General features: G+C 70.2%; 20 protein-coding genes. 7 read left to right on the plus strand and 13 right to left on the minus strand.

The features are described 5' to 3' along the window. The coding region (locus tag AB0B89_RS25805) for a hypothetical protein (RefSeq protein WP_358557838.1) at nucleotides 1–195 on the plus strand (195 nt) is incomplete at its 5' end. 129 nt (nucleotides 196–324) lie between these two features. Here AB0B89_RS25805 and AB0B89_RS25810 read toward each other — a convergent pair. The 4 genes from AB0B89_RS25810 to AB0B89_RS25825 form a co-directional block, all read right to left on the minus strand. Continuing rightward, nucleotides 325–1,875: an FHA domain-containing protein gene (locus tag AB0B89_RS25810; RefSeq protein WP_358557841.1), complete on the minus strand. Its 1,551-nt coding sequence runs from the start codon at nucleotides 1,873–1,875 to the stop codon at nucleotides 325–327. Continuing rightward, the gene (locus tag AB0B89_RS25815; protein WP_358557844.1) at nucleotides 1,872–2,315 is read right to left on the minus strand and encodes a hypothetical protein; all 444 of its coding nucleotides are present in this window, start codon (nucleotides 2,313–2,315) and stop codon (nucleotides 1,872–1,874) included. Before AB0B89_RS25815 ends, AB0B89_RS25810 begins: the two co-directional genes overlap by 4 nt. A 13-nt stretch (nucleotides 2,316–2,328) precedes the next feature. After that, on the minus strand, nucleotides 2,329–3,861 hold the full coding sequence (locus tag AB0B89_RS25820; RefSeq protein ID WP_358557847.1) for a hypothetical protein: 1,533 nt from the start codon (nucleotides 3,859–3,861) through the stop codon (nucleotides 2,329–2,331). Between the two features lie 249 nt (nucleotides 3,862–4,110). Then, nucleotides 4,111–5,247, minus strand: coding sequence for a site-2 protease family protein (locus tag AB0B89_RS25825; protein WP_358557849.1), 1,137 nt, complete (start codon nucleotides 5,245–5,247; stop codon nucleotides 4,111–4,113). 112 nt (nucleotides 5,248–5,359) lie between these two features. Here AB0B89_RS25825 and AB0B89_RS25830 point away from each other — a divergent pair, with 112 nt between their 5' ends. Next, nucleotides 5,360–6,220 carry a PD-(D/E)XK nuclease family protein gene (locus AB0B89_RS25830; RefSeq protein WP_358557852.1) on the plus strand — a complete coding sequence of 287 codons (861 nt, stop codon included), beginning with the start codon at nucleotides 5,360–5,362 and terminating at the stop codon, nucleotides 6,218–6,220. Between the two features lie 22 nt (nucleotides 6,221–6,242). On the opposite strand, the gene AB0B89_RS25835 is transcribed toward AB0B89_RS25830, so the two are convergent. Further along, the gene (locus AB0B89_RS25835) at nucleotides 6,243–6,488 is read right to left on the minus strand and encodes a hypothetical protein (protein WP_358557855.1); all 246 of its coding nucleotides are present in this window, start codon (nucleotides 6,486–6,488) and stop codon (nucleotides 6,243–6,245) included. A 297-nt stretch (nucleotides 6,489–6,785) separates the two neighbouring features. On the opposite strand from AB0B89_RS25835, the gene AB0B89_RS25840 reads away from it, so the two are divergent. The 4 genes from AB0B89_RS25840 to AB0B89_RS25855 all read left to right on the plus strand — a co-directional run bounded on the left by AB0B89_RS25840 (nucleotide 6,786) and on the right by AB0B89_RS25855 (nucleotide 9,875). After that, nucleotides 6,786–7,610, plus strand: coding sequence for a helix-turn-helix transcriptional regulator (locus AB0B89_RS25840; RefSeq protein WP_358557858.1), 825 nt, complete (start codon nucleotides 6,786–6,788; stop codon nucleotides 7,608–7,610). Then, entirely contained in the window at nucleotides 7,598–7,813 is a 216-nt protein-coding gene (locus AB0B89_RS25845; protein WP_358557860.1) for a DUF397 domain-containing protein, read from the plus strand. The genes AB0B89_RS25840 and AB0B89_RS25845 overlap by 13 nt, the downstream gene beginning before the upstream one ends. Before the next feature lie 181 nt (nucleotides 7,814–7,994). Further along, nucleotides 7,995–9,188: a sensor histidine kinase gene (locus AB0B89_RS25850; RefSeq protein WP_358557862.1), complete on the plus strand. Its 1,194-nt coding sequence runs from the start codon at nucleotides 7,995–7,997 to the stop codon at nucleotides 9,186–9,188. 3 nt (nucleotides 9,189–9,191) lie between these two features. After that, a complete protein-coding gene (locus AB0B89_RS25855; protein WP_358557864.1) occupies nucleotides 9,192–9,875 on the plus strand; it encodes a response regulator transcription factor in 684 nt (227 codons plus the stop codon). A 60-nt stretch (nucleotides 9,876–9,935) separates the two neighbouring features. Here the strand turns inward: AB0B89_RS25855 and AB0B89_RS25860 are convergent, their stop codons facing one another. The 5 genes from AB0B89_RS25860 to AB0B89_RS25880 form a co-directional block, all read right to left on the minus strand. After that, on the minus strand, nucleotides 9,936–10,970 hold the full coding sequence (locus AB0B89_RS25860; RefSeq protein ID WP_358557866.1) for a dipeptide ABC transporter ATP-binding protein: 1,035 nt from the start codon (nucleotides 10,968–10,970) through the stop codon (nucleotides 9,936–9,938). Beyond that, on the minus strand, nucleotides 10,967–12,016 hold the full coding sequence (locus AB0B89_RS25865; protein WP_358557868.1) for an ABC transporter ATP-binding protein: 1,050 nt from the start codon (nucleotides 12,014–12,016) through the stop codon (nucleotides 10,967–10,969). The genes AB0B89_RS25860 and AB0B89_RS25865 overlap by 4 nt, the downstream gene beginning before the upstream one ends. Continuing rightward, on the minus strand, nucleotides 12,013–13,032 hold the full coding sequence (locus tag AB0B89_RS25870) for an ABC transporter permease (protein WP_358557871.1): 1,020 nt from the start codon (nucleotides 13,030–13,032) through the stop codon (nucleotides 12,013–12,015). Before AB0B89_RS25870 ends, AB0B89_RS25865 begins: the two co-directional genes overlap by 4 nt. A gap of 85 nt (nucleotides 13,033–13,117) precedes the next feature. Then, the gene (locus AB0B89_RS25875) at nucleotides 13,118–14,893 is read right to left on the minus strand and encodes an ABC transporter substrate-binding protein (protein WP_358557873.1); all 1,776 of its coding nucleotides are present in this window, start codon (nucleotides 14,891–14,893) and stop codon (nucleotides 13,118–13,120) included. 57 nt (nucleotides 14,894–14,950) lie between these two features. Next, nucleotides 14,951–15,943 carry an ABC transporter permease gene (locus tag AB0B89_RS25880; RefSeq protein ID WP_358557875.1) on the minus strand — a complete coding sequence of 331 codons (993 nt, stop codon included), beginning with the start codon at nucleotides 15,941–15,943 and terminating at the stop codon, nucleotides 14,951–14,953. Nucleotides 15,944–16,426: 483 nt separating this feature from the next. Here AB0B89_RS25880 and AB0B89_RS25885 point away from each other — a divergent pair, with 483 nt between their 5' ends. Beyond that, nucleotides 16,427–16,849, plus strand: a complete 423-nt coding sequence (locus AB0B89_RS25885) for an ATP-binding protein (RefSeq protein WP_358557877.1) — start codon at nucleotides 16,427–16,429, stop codon at nucleotides 16,847–16,849. Here the strand turns inward: AB0B89_RS25885 and AB0B89_RS25890 are convergent. The 3 genes from AB0B89_RS25890 to AB0B89_RS25900 all read right to left on the minus strand — a co-directional run. Next, nucleotides 16,842–17,324, minus strand: a complete 483-nt coding sequence (locus AB0B89_RS25890) for a cellulose synthase (protein ID WP_358557879.1) — start codon at nucleotides 17,322–17,324, stop codon at nucleotides 16,842–16,844. The genes AB0B89_RS25885 and AB0B89_RS25890 overlap by 8 nt on opposite strands. Nucleotides 17,325–17,465: 141 nt before the next feature. After that, a complete protein-coding gene (locus tag AB0B89_RS25895; protein WP_358557881.1) occupies nucleotides 17,466–18,125 on the minus strand; it encodes an HAD family phosphatase in 660 nt (219 codons plus the stop codon). Between the two features lie 58 nt (nucleotides 18,126–18,183). Beyond that, nucleotides 18,184–18,643, minus strand: a 460-nt coding sequence (locus AB0B89_RS25900) for a vitamin B12 dependent-methionine synthase activation domain-containing protein (protein WP_358557883.1), incomplete at its 5' end; no start/stop codon positions are given.

An 18,643-nucleotide genomic window follows, 5' to 3' on the forward strand; every position in this document is an offset into this window, starting at 1 on the left:
GGCGCCTCCCTCGCCCAGCGCCTGGCCAGGCTCGGCGTGGACGCGACCTCGGCGGCCGAGGCGCCCGCCGGGGCGCTGGTGGTCGCCCCGGAGGGCGCCGCCCCGCCGCAGGGCGCGCACCTGCTCGTACGCGCCGAGCAGGACGCCGACCCCGTCGAGTGGGAGGCCGTCACCCCGGTGAGGGCCGGGATCTGACGCTGACGCCAGAGGGCTGAGCACCCCCGCCGGACGGGAGCGCTCAGCCCTCTCGCGCGGACCCGTGCGGCCGCGCCTTCCGGTTCCCCGCTGAGGCTCGCGTCTCCGCTGAGCCTCGCGGTGCTCCGGCTACGCCTTGCGGTGCGACTCGTAGCGCATCGTGCGGGACACCCCGATGCGCACCGTCGTGCCGGGCAGGACGGGCACCGGCTCGTTCGGCGGGATGTCGTAGAAGTTGGGATCGCCGGGCGGCTGGACCTGGGTGCCGTTGACCGAGCCCAGGTCGATCAGGTTGACGTCCCACCCGTCGAGCCGGACCCGCAGGTGACGCCGGGAGACCGACCCGTCGGGGCTGGTGACCCTGGCCGGCCGGGCCTCCCCCGAGGTGACCTCGGCCGCGCGCTCGGGGTCGCGCCCGAGCAGGTAGTCGCTGTCGAGGCGCAACGTCAGCCCGTCGTCGAGCAGGAGCACCCCGAGCGGGGGCCTCTCGCCCTTGTACGGGACGAGCGTGCGCTGCACCAGGGCGATGCCGCAGACCGCGCAGTAGGGGACGCGGGGGTCGTTGAAGTGGTCGTTCTTGCAGTCGACGCCGTAGACCATCGGGCGGCTCAGCGGCTCGGGGGCCGGACCGGCCTCGGTGGGCTCCAGCAGCGAGCCCGGCGGCTCGGGCGGGCCCTCGGGCCCGTCGATCAGCAGGAACGACTCGAACTCGGGCGCCTCCTCGTGCGGAGGCGGCCCGCCCGCGGCCCCGCTGACTCCCGCGGCGGCCATCCCGGGGTCGGTCGTCAGGGCGGGCGCCGGCTCGAAGTGGCGCCCGGGGGGCGGGGAAGGGTCCGGGTGCGGCGCCGAGGTGACGGGGGGCGGCGGCGAGGTGACGGGGGGCGGCGGCGAGGTGACGGGGGGCGGCGGCGGGGTCTCGACGGGGAGCGGCGCGGCCATGGCGGGCCCCTGGTCCATCGCGAGGGCCGAGGAGACGGCTCCCTCCGCGAGGTGGGGGGACTCGGGCGCCACCGGCTCCGGCGCGCGGTACGGCTCGGGCGCCACCGGCTCCGGCGCGCGATACGGCTCCGGCTCCATCGGCTCATGGACGGGCCGGGGCGGCTCGTACGCGGGGGGCGGCTCGTACGCGGGCCGGGGCGGCTCGTACGCCGCCGAACCCGCCACGGGCACGGGCGGCGCCGCCGTCATGGGCGCGACCGGGTCGCCGGCCTCGCTGAAGTCACAGGTGAGGCCGCCGCCGGAGATGACGCCCGCGTCGAGGCGCGCCCTGCCGATCGGGCGCCCGGCGCCGGGCAGCCGGAGCTCGACCGTGGCCACCGGGCCGGGAACCAGGCGGTCGGTCCAGGTCAGCGCGTCCTTGCCGTCGAGCAGCACGTCGGCGCCCGACCCGGTCACAAGGGCCTGCGCCTCGCCGCTGACCAGCACCGCGATGCCGCCGCCCGCGCGGCCGGCGACGGCGCAGGAGATCGGCTCGGCCGTCATCGACCGCGCGAGCACCTGAGCGGCGCGCCGGGCGAGCGCCCGGCCGTCCCCGCCATTGGCGGCGGTCTCCTGCACCGCCGCCAGCAGTTCGTCCGCGACGGCGTCGGCCGCGTCGCACACCAGCAGCAGGCCGCCCAGATGGGCGATCAACCCGTTGCCGGGAAGCGGACGCGCCACCCCCACGCCTTGCTCCGTCACAGAACTCTCCCTCCCCGAAAACGCCACCGGATGAACGGCACCCGCATCGGACCGTTGGCCACCAGCCAAACACAGATCCAGACGACCACGAACTGGGTCCAGAAGGCCGCGGCGGGCGGAACCGGGTCGATGACGCTACCGATGGCACCGGACCGTAGCAAAAAGAACAGAAGAAGTCCTTCTGGCACGAGTGTGAGCAAACCGAACAGAGTGGGCCAGTCCTTCTCCCATCGGAACTGCATGAGGAAGTGGTAGAGCAGTTCCCACAGCACCCCGAGCACGGCGACCGCCGCGAGGACCAGGAACCCCACGCGGTAGTCCTGGGAGAGCGGGCCGGAGAGGCCGGGCAGCACGGGCACGATCAGCGCCGTGATCACCACGCCCACGGTGGCAAGAAGGAACAGCCGCGTCTGGATACGGCCGAACAGAGTTGGAACCACGGGGGGATTCTCCTTAGACGGGCTTGTTGAAAGCCCACTTGAACCACTGGGAGGTCGAGCGCATCGGGCCCATCTTTCGACAGAAGCCGCGCCTCGCCAGGTCGTCCGCGATCTCCTGGGCCGCGATCTGCAGGCCGAGGAACGTGTCGACACCGGGGAAGTAGCCGCCGAGGGTGGCCGAGCCGGAGGCGTAGAGCGCTCCGTCGCCGCTGGCGGTGCCCTTGACCTCGAAGTGGCGCTCGACTTCGAGGCGGCCGACCGGGTTGCGGTAGGCGGCCGTGTGCTGGAGCAGGTCGGCGAACAGGCGGTGCTCCGCGATGTCGGCCTCCAGGCCCGTGCAGTCGATGATGTAGTCGGAGACCGGCTCGCGGACGGTGCCGTCCTTGCTGCGCACGAAGCTCAGCATGCGGCCGTCGGGCGCGGGCTCGACCCGCTCGACCGTTCCCTGGACCGCGTGGTAGTAGCCTCCCGCGCGGCCCCTGCGCATCTGCTCCTGCCAGTGCCTGCGCTTGGGGGTGTTGGTGCCGCCCATCTCCTTGTACTTCTGGGCGCGCGCGGGGCCCTCAAGCTTGCGCATCTCCGCCTTGAGCTGGCCGCCCCACACCGACTTCGGATAGTTGAAGCCCTGGTAGGCCCAGCCGTCGCCGCCCTTGCGCCGGCTCCACAGGTGGGGGCCGTGGGAGCCGGTCACGAACGTGCGGAAGATGTGGATGATCTGCGTCTGAAGGTGGAACCTCTCGCGGTCGTCGAACAGCCGCTGCAGCACGCGGGAGGCGACGATGCCGCCGCCGCGGATCACGACCGTGCCCGGACGGGTCTTAAGGAACTCGTAGACCTGCTCGTGGGGCTCGTAGGCGTTCACCACGTGCTGGTAGTCGCCGTACTTCTGCCGGAACTCCTGCAGGTCGGGCAGGAACTTCAGGCCGGGGTAGCCGATCGCGACGTGCACGAACCGCGAGCGGAAGACGATGCGCTTGGTGGGCGCCGCGCCCTCGGGCGGGGTGACCACCGTGAAATAGCCGCCGCCCGCCCTGCGCCGCACCATGCGGACCTGGCCCTTGACCAGCATGTCCCAGTAGTTGATGCGCTTGGCCTCGCGCTCCAGGTTGTGGAAGACCGTGCCGGCCCGCGGGGTCCAGTAGTCGTTCATGATGGGCTCGGTGGCGATCTGGAACAGGTGACCGAGGTTCTTGTCGCGCCAGGCCTCCTCCAGCGCGTACGACGGGAAGCCCCACAGGTTGTCGGGCCTGGAGGAGGAGTCGGAGCGGATGCGCTCCCCCCGGGGGATCTGGGAGCACCGGGTCAGGAACTCGTATGTCTGCCACGGGTGGTCGATGTTCGACACGACGCGCATCTGCGAGGTCGGGACGCCGTAGACCCGGAGGTAGTCGAGGGTGACGAACGACCCGATGCCACCGCCCACGGTGAGGAAGGGGATGTCGTACATGGGGATGCCCGCCGCGGCGACCAGTTGGTCGCTCCACTCGGACGCGCCCAGCAGTTCCGGCGTGAGATCACCGGCGGGAGGTGTTTGAGGCGTAGGCAATGCGAACGTTCCTAACCTGCATGGCCGACCGGATCGGCTGATCGAACAGTAGTCCGGGCGCGCACGGAAAACGAGTGGGACAAAGCGGCGATCTTCCCCCGGCAGCCCCCGCCGTGCGCGCCCTTGATCAGACGCCTGACCGGTACCGGAGGTTCGCGCCTTCACCGATCCGAGACCTTACCTGCCTGTGGCATCCCCCACGAAACGGTCACGCCGCCGGGCCTGCGAAGAGCCGCGCGCGAGAAAGCGTCAGACCCCGGAGAAGACGCGGTTCACGTCGGCCGTGACCAGCACGCCGAAGACGTCGCCCCCGCGCTCCACCAGCAGGTACTCACCGGAGGGGGCGCCGCGCATGGCGTCGAGCAGCGACTCTCCCGCGAGGTCGGCCGGGAGCACCAGCGACGGCTCAAGGCTGCGCGCCAGCGATCCGACGGTGACCCACGGCCTGCGCTGCTCGGGCGTCGCGGTGACGGCCGCCTCGTTGACGATCGCGATCGGGTGCCCGTCGTGGTCGACGATCACCATCGCCCCCGCCTGCGCCTCCCTGGCGCGGCGCATGCCCTCGGCCAGGGGCACCTCGGCGGTCACCGGGATGGCCCTGCGGGCGAGCGAGCGGGCCTGGACCTGCGGCATGCGGGCACGCACCCTGGCCACCCGCAGCGACTGGGTCGCCCCCATCCAGATGAAGGAGGCCAGCAGCACCGCCCACAGCAGCGTGCCCCAGCTCAGCTCCTGGTCGACCATATAGGGCCCGCCCACCGACAGCACGACCAGGGCGACGGCCAGCCCGCGGCCGAACCAGGCGGCGGTGATCGTGCCGGAGCCGGGGTTGCGGGTGAGCTTCCACACCCCCGCCCGCAGCATGCGGCCGCCGTCGAGCGGCAGGCCGGGAAGCAGGTTGAACAGGCCCACGATGAAGTTGGAGCCCCAGAGCTGCCAGACCAGGACGTGCGGGATGGTGCCCTCGGGGATGAACCCGCTGGCGACGAAGCCGATGGCGGCCAGCCCGAGGGACAGCAGCGGGCCCGCGAAGGAGACGAGGAACTCCCTGCCCGGGGTCTCGGGCTCGCGCTCGATCTCGGAGACCCCTCCGAGCAGGTAGAGCGTGATGCGGCGCACAGGTAGCCCGAAGTGACGGGCCACCACGCAGTGCGCCAGCTCGTGGAGCAGGACCGAGACGTAGAGGAAGACGGCGAACGCGAAGGCCACGAGGTAGGTGGTGACCGTGTCCCTGCCGGGAAGGTTCCTCGCCACCTCGGGCTGGAAGGTGTAGGTGATGAACGCCGCGACGATCAACCAGGTCGGCGAGACGTAGACGGGGATGCCGAAAGGCCGTCCCATGCGCAGCCCCGGAGACTCAGGCCGTTGCGGGGTCTGGGTGCTCATGATTGTCGTCTTCCTCCTTGTGCCTAGATGCTACGCGCCTCCGGGCGGGGATCGGCCGATCACGTAGACGCCCCCGGCAGAAAGTGTCGGCCGGTTGACCTACAGTTCCGGCATGAGCATTTCGGAGCCGCCCGCGGTGATCGGCACTCTCTCCCCCTCCCGCGCGGGCGACTTCATGACATGTCCGCTGCTCTACCGCTTCCGCGTGATCGACCAGCTGCCCGAGCGGCCCTCGCCCGCGGCCGTCCGCGGCACGCTCGTCCACGCGGTGCTGGAGCGGCTGTACGACCTGCCGGCCGCCGAGCGCACCGTCGCCGCGGCCCAGGCCCTGCTCGATCCCCAGTGGACGCGCCTGCTGGAGCACACCCCCGAGTACTCCACCCTGTTCGACGACGACGCCGAGCACGACCGCTGGCTCGGCCAGGCGCGGCAGATGCTGGAGCGTTACTTCGCCCTGGAGGATCCGAGCCGCCTGGAGCCCGCGCAGCGCGAGCTGTACGTCGAGTCCGTGCTCGACAGCGGGCTGATGCTCCGGGGCTACATCGACCGGCTCGACGTGGCGCCGAGCGGCGACCTGCGCGTGGTCGACTACAAGACCGGCAGCGCGCCCGGCCCCGACTTCGAGGCCAAGGCGCTGTTCCAGATGAAGTTCTACGCCCTGGTGCTGTGGCGCCTGCACGGCACGGTCCCCCGGCTGCTCCAGCTGATGTACCTCGGCAACGGCGAGGTCCTGCGCTATGCCCCCGACGAGGCCGACCTGCGGGCGACCGAGCGCAAGGTTCAGGCGCTCTGGGAGGCTATCGAGCGGTCGCTCACCAGCCGCGAGTGGCGGGCCCGGCGCAGCCGCCTGTGCGACTGGTGCGACTACCAGGCCATCTGCCCCGAGTGGGGCGGCACCCCGCCGCCGGTTCCCGACCGCCGCCCCGGCGACGCCACCCGCGGCTCACGGCGCGCCGCCACCGACGAGCTCTGACCGGGCCTCCCGCCGCGCCCGCTCACCTGGAGCCGTGGATGGCCTCCCACTCCTCGTCCTGCAGGGGCGGGAGGCCGAGGGCGGCCGCCGCCTCGTCGAGCTCCTCGCGGCCGAGGTCCCAGGAGGCGATGAACCCCTCGGCCCGCCGCTTGCGGCGCTCGGCCTCCACCAGGTCGGCCACGACCTTCCTCACGCGCCTCACCGTCTCCAGATTGGCGTGCCGCTGTTCCTCCGGGACGCCGGATCGGTCGTAGACAGGGAAGATCATCGGCCCTCCTCGCGGCGGCGGGGGCTGCGCCCGCCCCCGGCCGGCACGGCCCCCGCCGTCGCGGGCGAATCAGCCGGCGTTCGCTCTGGACGCCGCGATTCCACACGTTCACGATGATGCTGTGGCATGTTCGTCATCGCCTCCACGGTTCACCCGGCCGCCGACCGTTCGCCCTTCCCAGACTGCCGCCTGCCGACTACTCTCGGTACCCAGTCGCCTCCATTTTGTATTCGACACATCGTGTGAAACGAGGTGTGGGAGACCCGAGCGCCGCCGGACCCAGTGGAAGGAGCGATGATGCCCGCCCCCCGTGAGCTTGACCCGAGCGCCTCCCCTCAAGCGCTCTTCGGCTATGAGCTGCGGCGACACCGCACAGCCGCAGGCTGGACGATGGAGCAGCTCGCCCAGAAGATCTGCTTCTCACTGGCCCTGGTGGGCATGGTGGAGACCGCGAGGCGCACCCCCTCCCGCGACTTCGCCGAGCGCTGCGACGAGGCGCTCAAACTCGACGGGGCCCTGCTCCGGCTGTGGCCCTTCATCAACCGCGCGTCCACTCCCGCCTGGTTCCGCCCCTGGCTGGACGTCGAGCGCGAGGCCGGCACGCTGCACACCTGGCAGCCGCTCATCGTCCCGGGGCTCCTGCAGACCGAGGAGTACGCCCGGGCGATCCTGCTCGGAGAGCCCCGGGTGACCCCCGAGCAGGTGGAGGACCACGTGGCCGCGCGCATCGAGCGGCAGCGCGTCTTCGAGCGCCCTGAGCCTCCCATGTTCTGGGCGGTGCTCGACGAGGGCGTGCTCCACAGGCCCGTGGGCAGCGCCGAGGTGATGGCCGACCAGCTCACCCGCCTGCTGGAGGCGGGCACTCTTCCGTTCATCACCGTCCAGATCTTGCCGCTCAGCGCGTACTCCACCACAGGGCTCGAAGGAGGATTCATCATCGCCCAGACCCGAGGCGTCCCCGATACGGTTTACCTGGAGTCGGCGGGTCACGGCCAGGTCGTCGACCGGGCGGAAGCGGTCGAGGATCTCACGACCAGATACGAAGTGATCCGCGCTGAGGCGCTCCCCCAGCGCGCGTCGCTCGACTTGATCAGGGAGACGATAGAGCGATGGACCACCTGAACGACGAACTGCGCGAGGCCGCGTGGTTCAAATCCTCCTACTCCGGCAGCAGCGGCGGCGACTGCGTCGAGGTCGCCGCCCTGCCGGGCGCGCGGGTCGGCGTCCGTGACAGCAAGGACCCCGGCGGCCCCGCGCTGGTCTTCACCGCGGGCGAGTGGACCGACTTCAGCAGGCGCGTGAAGGACGGCCACCTCGACGTGTGACGTCCGGGCCCGGCCCGTACGACCCCACGGGCGGTCGTGCGGGCCCGGTGCCCGGGAGCGGCGGCCAGGTACGGCCCGGCGGGGATCACACCGCGCGCCGGGCGCGCGTCCTTCTGCGGGATGAGGGCGATATCCATCCTGAGCAGGGTGGCCAACAGCGAAGACGTCCTAAATTGAGAGAGTGCGCACCACCCCCGGCAGTCCGCGAGCATGGCTGAGATCCCATCCCCTGTTCGGCGACTCGGCGCTCGCGGTGGTGGTGACAGGGCTTTCCCTCGTGGCGGCCGAGTTGCTCGGCTCCGGCGGCTCCTCCCCCGTCAGGCCCCCGAGCGCGCTGAGCGTCACGCTAATCCTGCTGGCGTGCCTCCCGCTGGTCCTCCGCCGGCGCTGGCCCTTCGCACTGCTCTGCCTGGCCGAGCTTCCCCAGATCGTCCTGACCGCGCTGAACTACGACAGCGGGGTGGCCGGGCTCGTCTCGCTCATCCTGCTCTACACCGTGGCCGCCTACCGTGGCCTGGCGCTCAGCCTGGTGGCCGCCGCGGTCAGCTCGCTGGCGTACGCCGTCGCGATGCTCCTGGCCGGCCAGCACGGCGACTGGACCCAGCACACCTTCGCCGCCGTGGTCGCCGTGGCCGTGTGGGTGGTCGGCCGCTCGGTGCGGCTGCGCCGCGCGTACCTCGCCGAGCTGGTCGACCGGGCCGAGCGGCTGGAGCGGGCCAGGGACGCCGACACCCGCGCCGCCCGCGCCGAGGAGAGGTCGCGCATCGCCCGCGAGCTGCACGACGTGGTGGCCCACCACGTGAGCGTGATGACCGTCCAGGCCGCCGCCGCCCGCAAGGTGCTGGACACGCGGCCCGAGGCCGCCAAGGACGCGCTGGTGGCCATCGAGGAGATGGGCAGGACCGCGATGCGCGAGATGCGGGGCATCGTCGGGGTGCTGCGCACCGACGGGGAGACCGGCGAGCTGGCGCCGCAGCCCGGCATGGGTGACCTCCCCGGGCTGGTCGACCAGATGCGCGAGGCGGGGCTGCGCGCCCAGCTCTGGATCGAGGGCGAGCGGCGGCTGCTGCCCCCGGGCATCGACCTGGCCGCCTACCGCCTGATCCAGGAGGCCCTGACCAACAGCCTGCGGCACGCGGGACCGGCGGCGCGGGCCTGGGTGACCGTACGCCACGAGCAGAGCGAGCTGCTGGTGCAGGTGGAGGACGATGGGCGTGGCGGTACGGGCGAGTTCACGCGCGGCCCCGACGACCGGCAAGGGCACGGTCTGGTGGGCATACGCGAGCGGGTTGCCCTTTATGGTGGAATCCTGCGGATCGGCCCGCGCCAGGGGGGCGGATTCGAGGTACGGGCATGCTTCCCCCTCAAGGACTGACAAATGACTATCCGTGTGCTGCTCGTCGACGACCAGCCGCTTCTGCGCACCGGCTTCCGGCTGATCCTTGAGGCCGAGCCCGACCTGACGGTGGTGGGAGAGGCGGGCAACGGGGCCACGGCGCAGGATCAGTCCAGGGTCCTGCTTCCCGACGTGGTGCTCATGGACATCCGGATGCCCGGGGTGGACGGCATCGACGCCACCCGGCGCATCGTGCGCGACGCCGCGCCCGGCGCCCACGTGCCCCGCGTGCTGGTGCTGACCACCTTCGACCTGGACGAGTACATCGTGGAGGCGCTGCGGGCCGGGGCCAGCGGGTTCCTGCTGAAGGACGTGCCCCCCGACGAGCTGGTGCAGGCGATCCGGGTGGTGGCGGCCGGAGACGCGATAGTGGCGCCGAGCGTGACCAGGCGGCTGCTGGACAAGTTCGCCGCGCGGCTGCCCTCGGCGCACCAGCAGGCCACCCCGGCCCGCGTCCACCGGCTGACCGAGCGCGAGCTGGAGGTGCTCCGCCTCATCGCCAAGGGGATGTCCAACGCCGAGATCGCCGCGGAGCTGGTGGTCAGCGAGACGACCGTGAAGACCCACGTGGGCAACGTGCTCACCAAGCTGGCGCTGCGCGACCGCGTGCAGGCCGTGGTGCTGGCCTACGAGACCGGGCTGATCACCCCGGGCGCCATCCCTTGACAGGCGCTCCGGGCGCGGCCGGAGCGGCCGTACCCGGAGGTCTGGGATGCGCCCGAGGGCTCAGGCGGGGACCGGCGCCCCGGCGTCGCTGGGCACGGCGTCCTTCGGGGCGTTCTCGGGGAAGTGGCAGGCGACCTGGTGACCGGTGGCCAGCTCCGCGAGGGGCGGCTCGACGGTCTTGCAGATCTCCTGCGCCTTCCAGCAGCGGGTGTGGAACCGGCAGGCCGGCGGCGGGTTGATCGGGCTCGGCACGTCGCCCTGCAGGCGGATGCGCTCGCGCTCGGTGCGCCGCTTGACGTCCGGAACCGGCACCGCCGACAGCAGCGCGGTGGTGTACGGGTGCATCGGCGACTCGTACAGGTCCTTGCGGTCGGCGACCTCGACGATCTTGCCGAGGTACATGACCGCGACCCGGTCGCTGATGTGCCGGACGACCGACAGGTCGTGCGCGATGACCACGTAGGTGAGGTCGAGCTCGTTCTGCAGGTCCTCCAGGAGGTTGACCACCTGGGCCTGGATGGACACGTCGAGCGCCGACACCGGCTCGTCCGCGATGATGAGCTTGGGCTTGAGCGCCAGCGTGCGGGCGATGCCGATGCGCTGCCGCTGACCGCCGGAGAACTCGTGCGGGTAGCGGTTGTAGTGCTCGGGGTTGAGCCCGACCAGCTCCAGGATGTCCTGCACGGCCTTCTTGGTGCCGTGCTCGGTCTTCACGCCCTGGATCCGGAACGGCGCCCCCACGATGGCGCCCACGGTGTGGCGCGGGTTGAGCGAGCTGTAGGGGTCCTGGAAGATCATCTGCATGTCCCGGCGGAGCGGGCGCAGCGAGCCCTGGGACAAGTGGGTGATGTCCCTGTCCTCGAAGAGGATCTTCCCGCCGGTGGGCTCCAGCAGCCGGGTGATCAGGCGGCCGGTCGTGGTCTTGCCACAGCCCGACTCCCCCACCAGGCCGAGGGTCTCGCCCTTCCGGACGTCGAAGGACAGCCCATCGACGGCCTTGACGGCTCCGACCTGGCGCTTGATCAGCCCCTTGGTGATCGGGAAGTGCTTCTCCAGGCCCTGGACGGACAGCAGAGGCTCGGGCGACTCACTCACGCGGACTCCAGGTTGGGCTTGATCTCGTTCTCCCAGATGCCGCGCCGCTCGTCCCGGGTCAGGTGGCAGCGCACCAGGTGCCCGCCCTCGGTCTCCAGGAGCTCGGGCACCCGCGTCCTCGCACGGCCCTCGGTGCGGCCCTCGAAGGCGCAGCGAGGGTGGAAGGCGCAGCCGTCGGGCACGTTGATCAGGGACGGCGGAGTGCCCTTGATCGGCATCAGCCGCTCGGTGCGCTCGCGGTCGAGCCGCGGCATCGATCCGAGCAGGCCCCAGGTGTAGGGATGCTCGGGACGTTCGAAGATGTCCTCGGCGCCGCCGTATTCGATGCACTTGCCGCCGTACATCACGAGGATGTCGTCGGCCAGCTCGGCGACCACGCCGAGGTCGTGGGTGATGATGATGAGCGCGGAGTTGAACTCCTGCTGCAGATCGCGCATCAAATCGAGGATCTGCGCCTGGACGGTCACGTCGAGAGCCGTGGTCGGCTCGTCGGCGATCAGCAGCTCAGGGTCGCACGAGAGCGCCATGGCGATCATCGCGCGCTGGCGCATGCCGCCCGAGAACTCGTGCGGGTAGCTGTCGACGCGCCTTTCGGGCTGCGGGATGCCCACCCGGCCGAGCATGTCGATCGCGTGCTTGCGCGCCACGGCCTTGCCGACCTTGTGGTGGATCCGGTACGCCTCGATGATCTGCGCGCCCACGGTGTAGTAGGGGTGCATGGCCGACAGCGGATCCTGGAAGATCATCGCCATCTTCTTGCCGCGCAGGGTGCGGACGTGCTCCTGCGTCGCGGAGACCAGCTCCTCGCCGTCGAGCCAGATCTCACCGGAGATCCTGGCCCGCGTGCCCTTGTGGAGGCCGAGGACGCCGAGGCTCGTGACGCTCTTGCCGGACCCGGACTCGCCCACGATGCCGAGGGTCTTGCCCCGCTCCAGCCGGAAGGAGAGCCCGTCGACGGACTTGACCACGCCGTCGTCGGTCGGGAAGTGGATGCGCAGGTCGTTGAGCTCAAGGAAGCTCTTCTGCCCGGTGATTCGCTCGCTCACGTGAGCCTCACTCTCGGGTCGACCACCGCGTACAGGAGGTCCACGACAAGGTTCGCCATGACGACGAAGAACGCGGCGACCAGCGTGACGCCCATGACCTTCGGCAGGTCCTGGTTGGTGATCGCGTCGATGGCGTACTTCCCGATGCCCGGCAGGGAGAAGGTGCTCTCGGTGAGCACCGCGCCGCCCATCAGCAGGCCGAGATCGAGGCCGAAGATGGTCAGGATCGGGGTGAGCGCGCCGCGCAGGCCGTGCTTGAACACGACCACGCGCTCGGTGAGGCCCTTGGCCCGGGCCGTGCGTATGTAGTCCTCGTTCATCGTCTCAAGCATGCCCGACCTCGTGAGCCGCGCGTACCCGGCGGCGTACAGGAAGGCCAGCGTGATCCAGGGCAGGATCAGACTGTAGGCCCACATGGCGGGGTTGTCGAAGAACGGGGTGAAGCTGCCGCCCGGCGCCGCGAACGCGAGCGGGCGGCCGTAGCTGAAGACCACCAGCGAGACGATGCCGGTGAAGAAGATCGGTAGAGAGACGCCGGCGAGCGCGATGCTCATCGCCGCCCTGTCGAAGAAGCTGCCGCGTCTCAGCGCGGAGACCACTCCTGTGGCGACGCCGGCCACGAGCCAGATCACCGCCGCGCCGAGGGCCAGCGAGATCGTCACCGGCAGCCGGTTCAGCAGGTCGGGCCACACGGGCAGCCGGGTGAGGAACGAGTAGCCGAAGCACGGCGCGGGGCACCGCTCCACGCCGGGACCGTAGTCGTAGTCGGCGCCCGCGACGATGCCCTTGGCGAACCGTCCGTACTGCACGATGAGCGGGTCGTTGAAGCCCAGCTTCTCGGCGGCGATCTTGACCTGCTCGGCGCTGGCCGTACGCCCGACGTAGCGGGTGGCCAGGCTCTCAGAGGTGGCGCCCGCCAGTCGCGGCACCAGGAAGAAGATGGCAAAGGTGATCACACTCACGATGGCGAGCATGAAGACACCCCAGATCAGGCGCCGGATGATGTATGTGACCACAGTCCCCCCGGCTCCGGGGGCCGGCCTGTCGGCCGGCCCCCTGCCGCGTTCACGTGTCTATCGGACTATCGGATGGTGTGGGCTGTTACTGCAGGCCCATGTTGAGGTAGTCGTACATGCCGGTCGCGTCGCTGAAGTACACGTTCGTCACGCCCTTGCCCCGGATGAGGAGGCTCTTGGCCCACAGGCCGGGCAGGATGAAGGCGTCGTCCATGACCTTCTGGTCGATCTGCGCCCAGATCGGCTCGCGCTTGGCGGTGTCGGTCTCCAGCGAGGCCTGGTCGATCAGCTTGTCGACCTCGGGGTCACGGACGCTGATGTTGGAGGAACCACCGCTGTCACGGATGACGCGGCTGTCGACCATCTGCTGCAGGAAGCCGTAGCCGTCGGGCCAGTCGGCGCCCCAGCCGTTGGTGGCCAGGCCCAGCTTGTTGTCCTTGGCGTAGCCCGGCTTGCCGGCGTAGAGCGCGTAGTAGTCGGCCTGCGGGAACGGCTTCAGCGTGAGCTTGATGCCGACCTTGCTCAGGGACTGCTGAAGCGCCTCGGCCGTGGCCTTCTCCTTCGGGCGCTCGGCCCGGTAGGCGATGTTGGTCTCGAAGCCGTTCGGCTGGCCGCAGGCCGTGAGGGCCTCCTTGGCCTTGGCGATGTCACCGTGGTTGTCCGTGCCGGACGGGTACGGGTTGATGTCCGCGTGGCCGGGGATGCCCGGGGGCAGCAGGCTCGTGGCGATCTGACCGCCGGAGAACTCGCCTCCGTAGGCGGTCTGGTAGGCGACCTTGTCCGCGGCGTACTCGACGGCCTTGCGGCAGTCGATGTTGTCCAGCGGCTTCACGTTGCCGTTGATCGACGTGTACCACAGGCGGGTGATCGTCGGGTTGTCGGTGTTGGCCTTCAGCGCCGGGTCCGTCAGCACGCGGCCGAGGGTGGCGGGCTGGGCGCCGGTACCGGCGATGTCGACGTGCAGGTCGCCCGAGAGCAGGCGGTTGTCGATGTCGTCGGCGTTGACGTTGGTCGAGACCTCGTAGCCGTCGGGCAGCGCCTTGCGGTTCGGGTCGGTCGCCTGGTCCCACTGGTCGTTGCGGACCAGGTTGAAGCCCTTGCCGATCTCGTTCTTGTCGAACTTGTACGGCCCGGAGGAGATCACGTGCTCCCGGTACTTCGCGCCCGTGTCCTTGGCCTCGGGGACCGGGATCGTCGCGGGAAGCTGCGCGAAGTAGTCGAAACCGCTGTAGGCCTGCTTCAGGTGGAAGACGATCGTCTGGTCGTCGGGGGTCTCGATCGCCTTGTCGGTGTTGACGCCCTTGGACTTGTAGGGACCCTTGTAGTCCTTCGGCAGGTCGAGCGTGTCGTTGAAGTAGGTATACCCGTCGGGGAACACCTCCTTGTCGAGCGACCGCAGGACGCCGTACTTCACGTCCTTGGAGGTGATCGGCGTGCCGTCCTCGAACTTGACGCCCGCCCGCAGCTTGTACGTCCAGGTCTTGGCGTCGTCGCTCGGGGTGCCCAGGTTCTCGGCGAGGTCCGGGACGAGCTGGCTGCTCTCCTTGCCCGGGGCGGGCTTGAACATCACCAGTGCACGGCCGTAGAGGCGCACGAAGTTCCAGGAGTAGCCGTAGTAGGTGTCGGCCGGGTCCAGGGAGTCCCAGTCACCGGCGTTGGCGAACTTGAGGATGCCCCCCTTCTTGTCGGAAGGGTTGAACACCTGCGTGAGGGCGGCGTTGAACTCCGCCTTCGCGGTGTCACCGCCGGCCGGCGCCGCGCCGGACTGGCTCGGCGTGGCCGACCCGCCTCCACCGCAGGCGGACAGCCCCAGGGCGAGAACCGCACCTAGGGCGGTCACCCCCAGTGTGGTCTTTCTCATCATGTACAAACCCCTTGTTGTCGGAGCCAGGGAACTTACGGGGGAAACAGGTCGAACTCAGCGGGCCCTCGGGTCGAGGGCGTCGCGAAGGCCGTCACCGAGGAGGTTGAAGGCCAGGACGGTGATGAAGATCGCCATGCCCGGGAAGAACATGAAGTGCGGGATCGTGTAGAAGCGCACGGCGTCCGACAGCATGCCGCCCCAGGTGGGCGTGGGCGGGCGCACACCGACGCCGAGGAATGACAGCGCGGCCTCGAAGAGGATGTTCGTCGGGATCAGCAGCGTGGAGTACACCAGGATCGGCGCCACCAGGTTGGGCAGCATCTCCCGGAAGATGATGTACGGCCCGCGCGCGCCGAGGCTGCGGGCCGCGTCGACGAACTCCCGCTCGCGCAGCGACAGCGTCTGCCCGCGCATGATGCGCCCGATGTAGGGCCAGTTGAAGAAGCCGATGATGAACACCAGGAGCGAGACGCGCAGCGCGTCGCCGGACAGGCCGAACGCGGAGTCGGGCACGATGCCCGCCAGGGCGATGGCGAAGACCAGCAGAGGGAACGCCAGGAAGACGTCCATCGTCTTGCTGATGACCGAGTCGACCCAGCCACCGAAGTAGCCGGCCATGACGCCGAGCATCGTGCCGATCGCCACCGACAGCAGCGTGGCGAGGAAGGCGATCAGCAGCGAGATCCGGGCGCCGTAGACGATGCGGCTGAAGATGTCGCGCCCGTTGACGGGCTCGACGCCGAACAGGTGGTCCCAGCCGATTCCGGTGCCGTCCTTCGGCGCCAGCGTCTCGGAGCTGATGAGGTCCTGGTTGAAGTCGTTCGGGGGATGCCCGAGCCAGCCGACGATCAGCGGGGCGAAGACGGCCACAAGGATCAGGAAGATCACCACGCCGCCACCGGCCAGCGCCACCTTGTCGCGCTTCAGGCGCATCCAGGCGATCTGGCCGAGCGACCGGCCCTGAATCGCCTTGGCCTGCGACCCTCCCAGCACGGCTTCCGGCTCGGCCTCTAGCTCCGTGCCGGAGACGTCGAGCGGTGCGGTCATAGTGTCGGCCCCCTGGATCCCAGACGACATTGTCCGTCTGACGCGTCGCCCGCCACCGGTGACCGGCGAGCGTCGTCCATGTTCAGGCAGGCCGCGTGTACGGCCCCCGGACGCAGAATCTACGTGCTGAGCTGCACTGACCAGTACCTGAGCGCGCTATGTGGCTCAACTGTGATTCATGCGAAATTCATTCGTGTTGATCTTGGATGGTATGTCCGGGGGCTGTTCTGGTTGTGTCCTGGAACCGTGACACGCCGCAGGGAGTCGCTGCGGCGCAGGGGATGCGGCGCCTGAAGGCGATCCGCCGGCCGGCCATGAGGGGGCGTGGATCATGGCTGGGCCGTGCCTGAGTGATCATATCCAGGCCGCCGGAGGTCCAATCGGCCGATCTTGAAGACTGAGCCGGTGTTATCCGAACGTAACCCCTTCTGAGGCCGTATCTGCTCGTGATGGCGCACGCCGAACGGCAGGCAAGGAGCATCGATGATCGGCACTCCCCGGGGATACCGGACCATGTCATGCGAACTCCCGGGCGACCGGGCGATCGTCGCCAAGGCGCGGGACATGGTGCGGCGGACGCTCACGGGCTGGGGCCTGACCGATCTGATGGACGACGTGGTCCTCATGGTGAGCGAGCTGGTGAGCAACGCGATCGCCCACGGCGCTCCCCCGGTGCGGCTGTCGCTGCGCGCCGGCGATGGAGCGCTCCGGGGAGAGGTGACCGACAACGGCGCGGGACTGCCCCGCCGGCTCGACCTGGGAACGAACTCCGACCACGGCAGGGGACTGATGATCGTGGAGGCCCTCGCCGACCAGTGGGGGGTCGGCCCCGGCCCGGACCGGATGGGCAAGAACGTCTGGTTCCTCCGGCTCCTGGAGAGCCCGGCGCGCGCAGAGACTAACTGATGCCCCGGCGCTTGAGGATCTCCTCGATGTCGGAGAGGTCGTCGTCGGCGGAGGCGGCGGGCTTCTGCGGGAGCGTGCGGTTCGGCGTGGTGGGAGCGGCGGCGCCCTGGTCCGCGCGGGGAGCGGCCTGTTTCGCCGTACGGGCCTCCCGCGCGGGCGCGGCGGCGTCCCCGCGCCTCCTGCGCAGCACGCCCGAGACCAGGAACAGCACCACAGAAAGGCCGGCCACGGCGACGCCCGCCCAGACCGCCGGAGAGAAGACCAGGCCGGTGAAGAAGCCCACCACGGCCGTGCCGATCTTCCACGCGGCCGGCAGCGCGCCGGTGAGGTAGGCCGCGATCGGGATCAGGGACCAGGCGCTGACCCGCAGGCCCGCCGCCGCGCCCCTCCTGCGGAACGCCAGGAAGCCGAGCACCAGCCCGACCGCTGTCAGCCCGGCGCACAGCGGGAACCAGGCGATCTGGTCGAAGGACATAACGGCTCGCCCCCTTCGTCATGGCTTACCCCTCCATCCTGGCACGCGATGGAGCCGGGGCCTCTCCTCCGCAAGGATGGCCCCGTCCCCCACCTGGAGGAGAGGACGGGCCGGCCGAGATGATCTGGGTCCGCTTACCCGTCAGGCGACGGGGCCCTCGGACAGCACGAGGTCGCGGAGCACGGCCACGTCGACCTGCTTGAGCGACTCGACGACCAGGCGACGGGGCGCGGGCGGGATGGCCGGCCCGGTGGGAACGGCCACGACCGCGCACCCCGCCGCGGTGCCCGCGGCGACGCCGGTCGGCGAGTCCTCAAGGACGGCGCAGCGTGCCGGGTCGACGCCGAGCAGGCGGGCGGCCAGCAGGTACGGCTCCGGGTCGGGCTTGAAGTGCCGGACATCGTCGCCGGTGACCACGGTGTCGAAGGTGTCACGCCCGATGCCGCCGAGCACGGCGTCCGCCATCAGCCGGCTGGAGGAGGTGACGAGGCCCACGGGCACTCCGGCGGCGCGCACCTCGGCCAGCAGCTCGGCCGCGCCCGGCATGACCTCGAAGCCGTCGGCGAGCAGGCCGAGAATGCCGTCGAGCATCCAGCTCGCCACCTCTTCGGGATCCCGGCTCGATCCGCTCGCCCGGAGCATGTAGGCGACGGTCGACGGCATGGAGCCGCCGAGCAGGTTCTCCTGGTCGGCGGCGGTCCACCCCGCGCCGAGGCGCCGCATCACCTGTGACTCCGCCTGGAACCAGAGCTTCTCGGTGTCGACGAGAGTCCCGTCCATGTCGAAGAAGACGGCGTCCACGCAACCCCCTGACAACGCGTGCGATACCCGAAAGACGGTACCGTCTGGGCGCGCGAGGTCAGACGTTGAAGTAGCCGGCCTCGGGGTGGTGCACGATCAGGGCCGAGGTCGCCTGCTCGGGATGCAACTGGAACTCCTCCGACAACGACACCCCGATCCGCGCCGGGTCCAGCAGCTCGAACAACTGCACCTGATCCTCCAGATTCGGGCACGCCGGATACCCGAACGAGTACCGGCACCCGGTCACGTTCACCTTCAGCATGTCCTGCAGCGACTCCCGGCCACCGATCCCCAGCTCCGAACGCACCCGCGCGTGCCAGTACTCGGCCAACGCCTCGGTCAGCTGCACCGACAACCCGTGCAACTCCAGATAGTCGCGGTAGGCGTCCTTGGCGAACAACTCCGCCGTCGCCTCCGACACCTTGCTCCCCATCGTGGCCACCTGGAACGCCACCACATCCACCTCCCCCGACTCCCGGGAGCGGAAGAAGTCCGACAGGCACAGATGCCGGTCACGC

The sequence above is a fragment of the Sphaerisporangium sp. NPDC049002 genome (assembly GCF_040649355.1).
Classification (GTDB): Bacteria; Actinomycetota; Actinomycetes; order Streptosporangiales; family Streptosporangiaceae; genus Sphaerisporangium.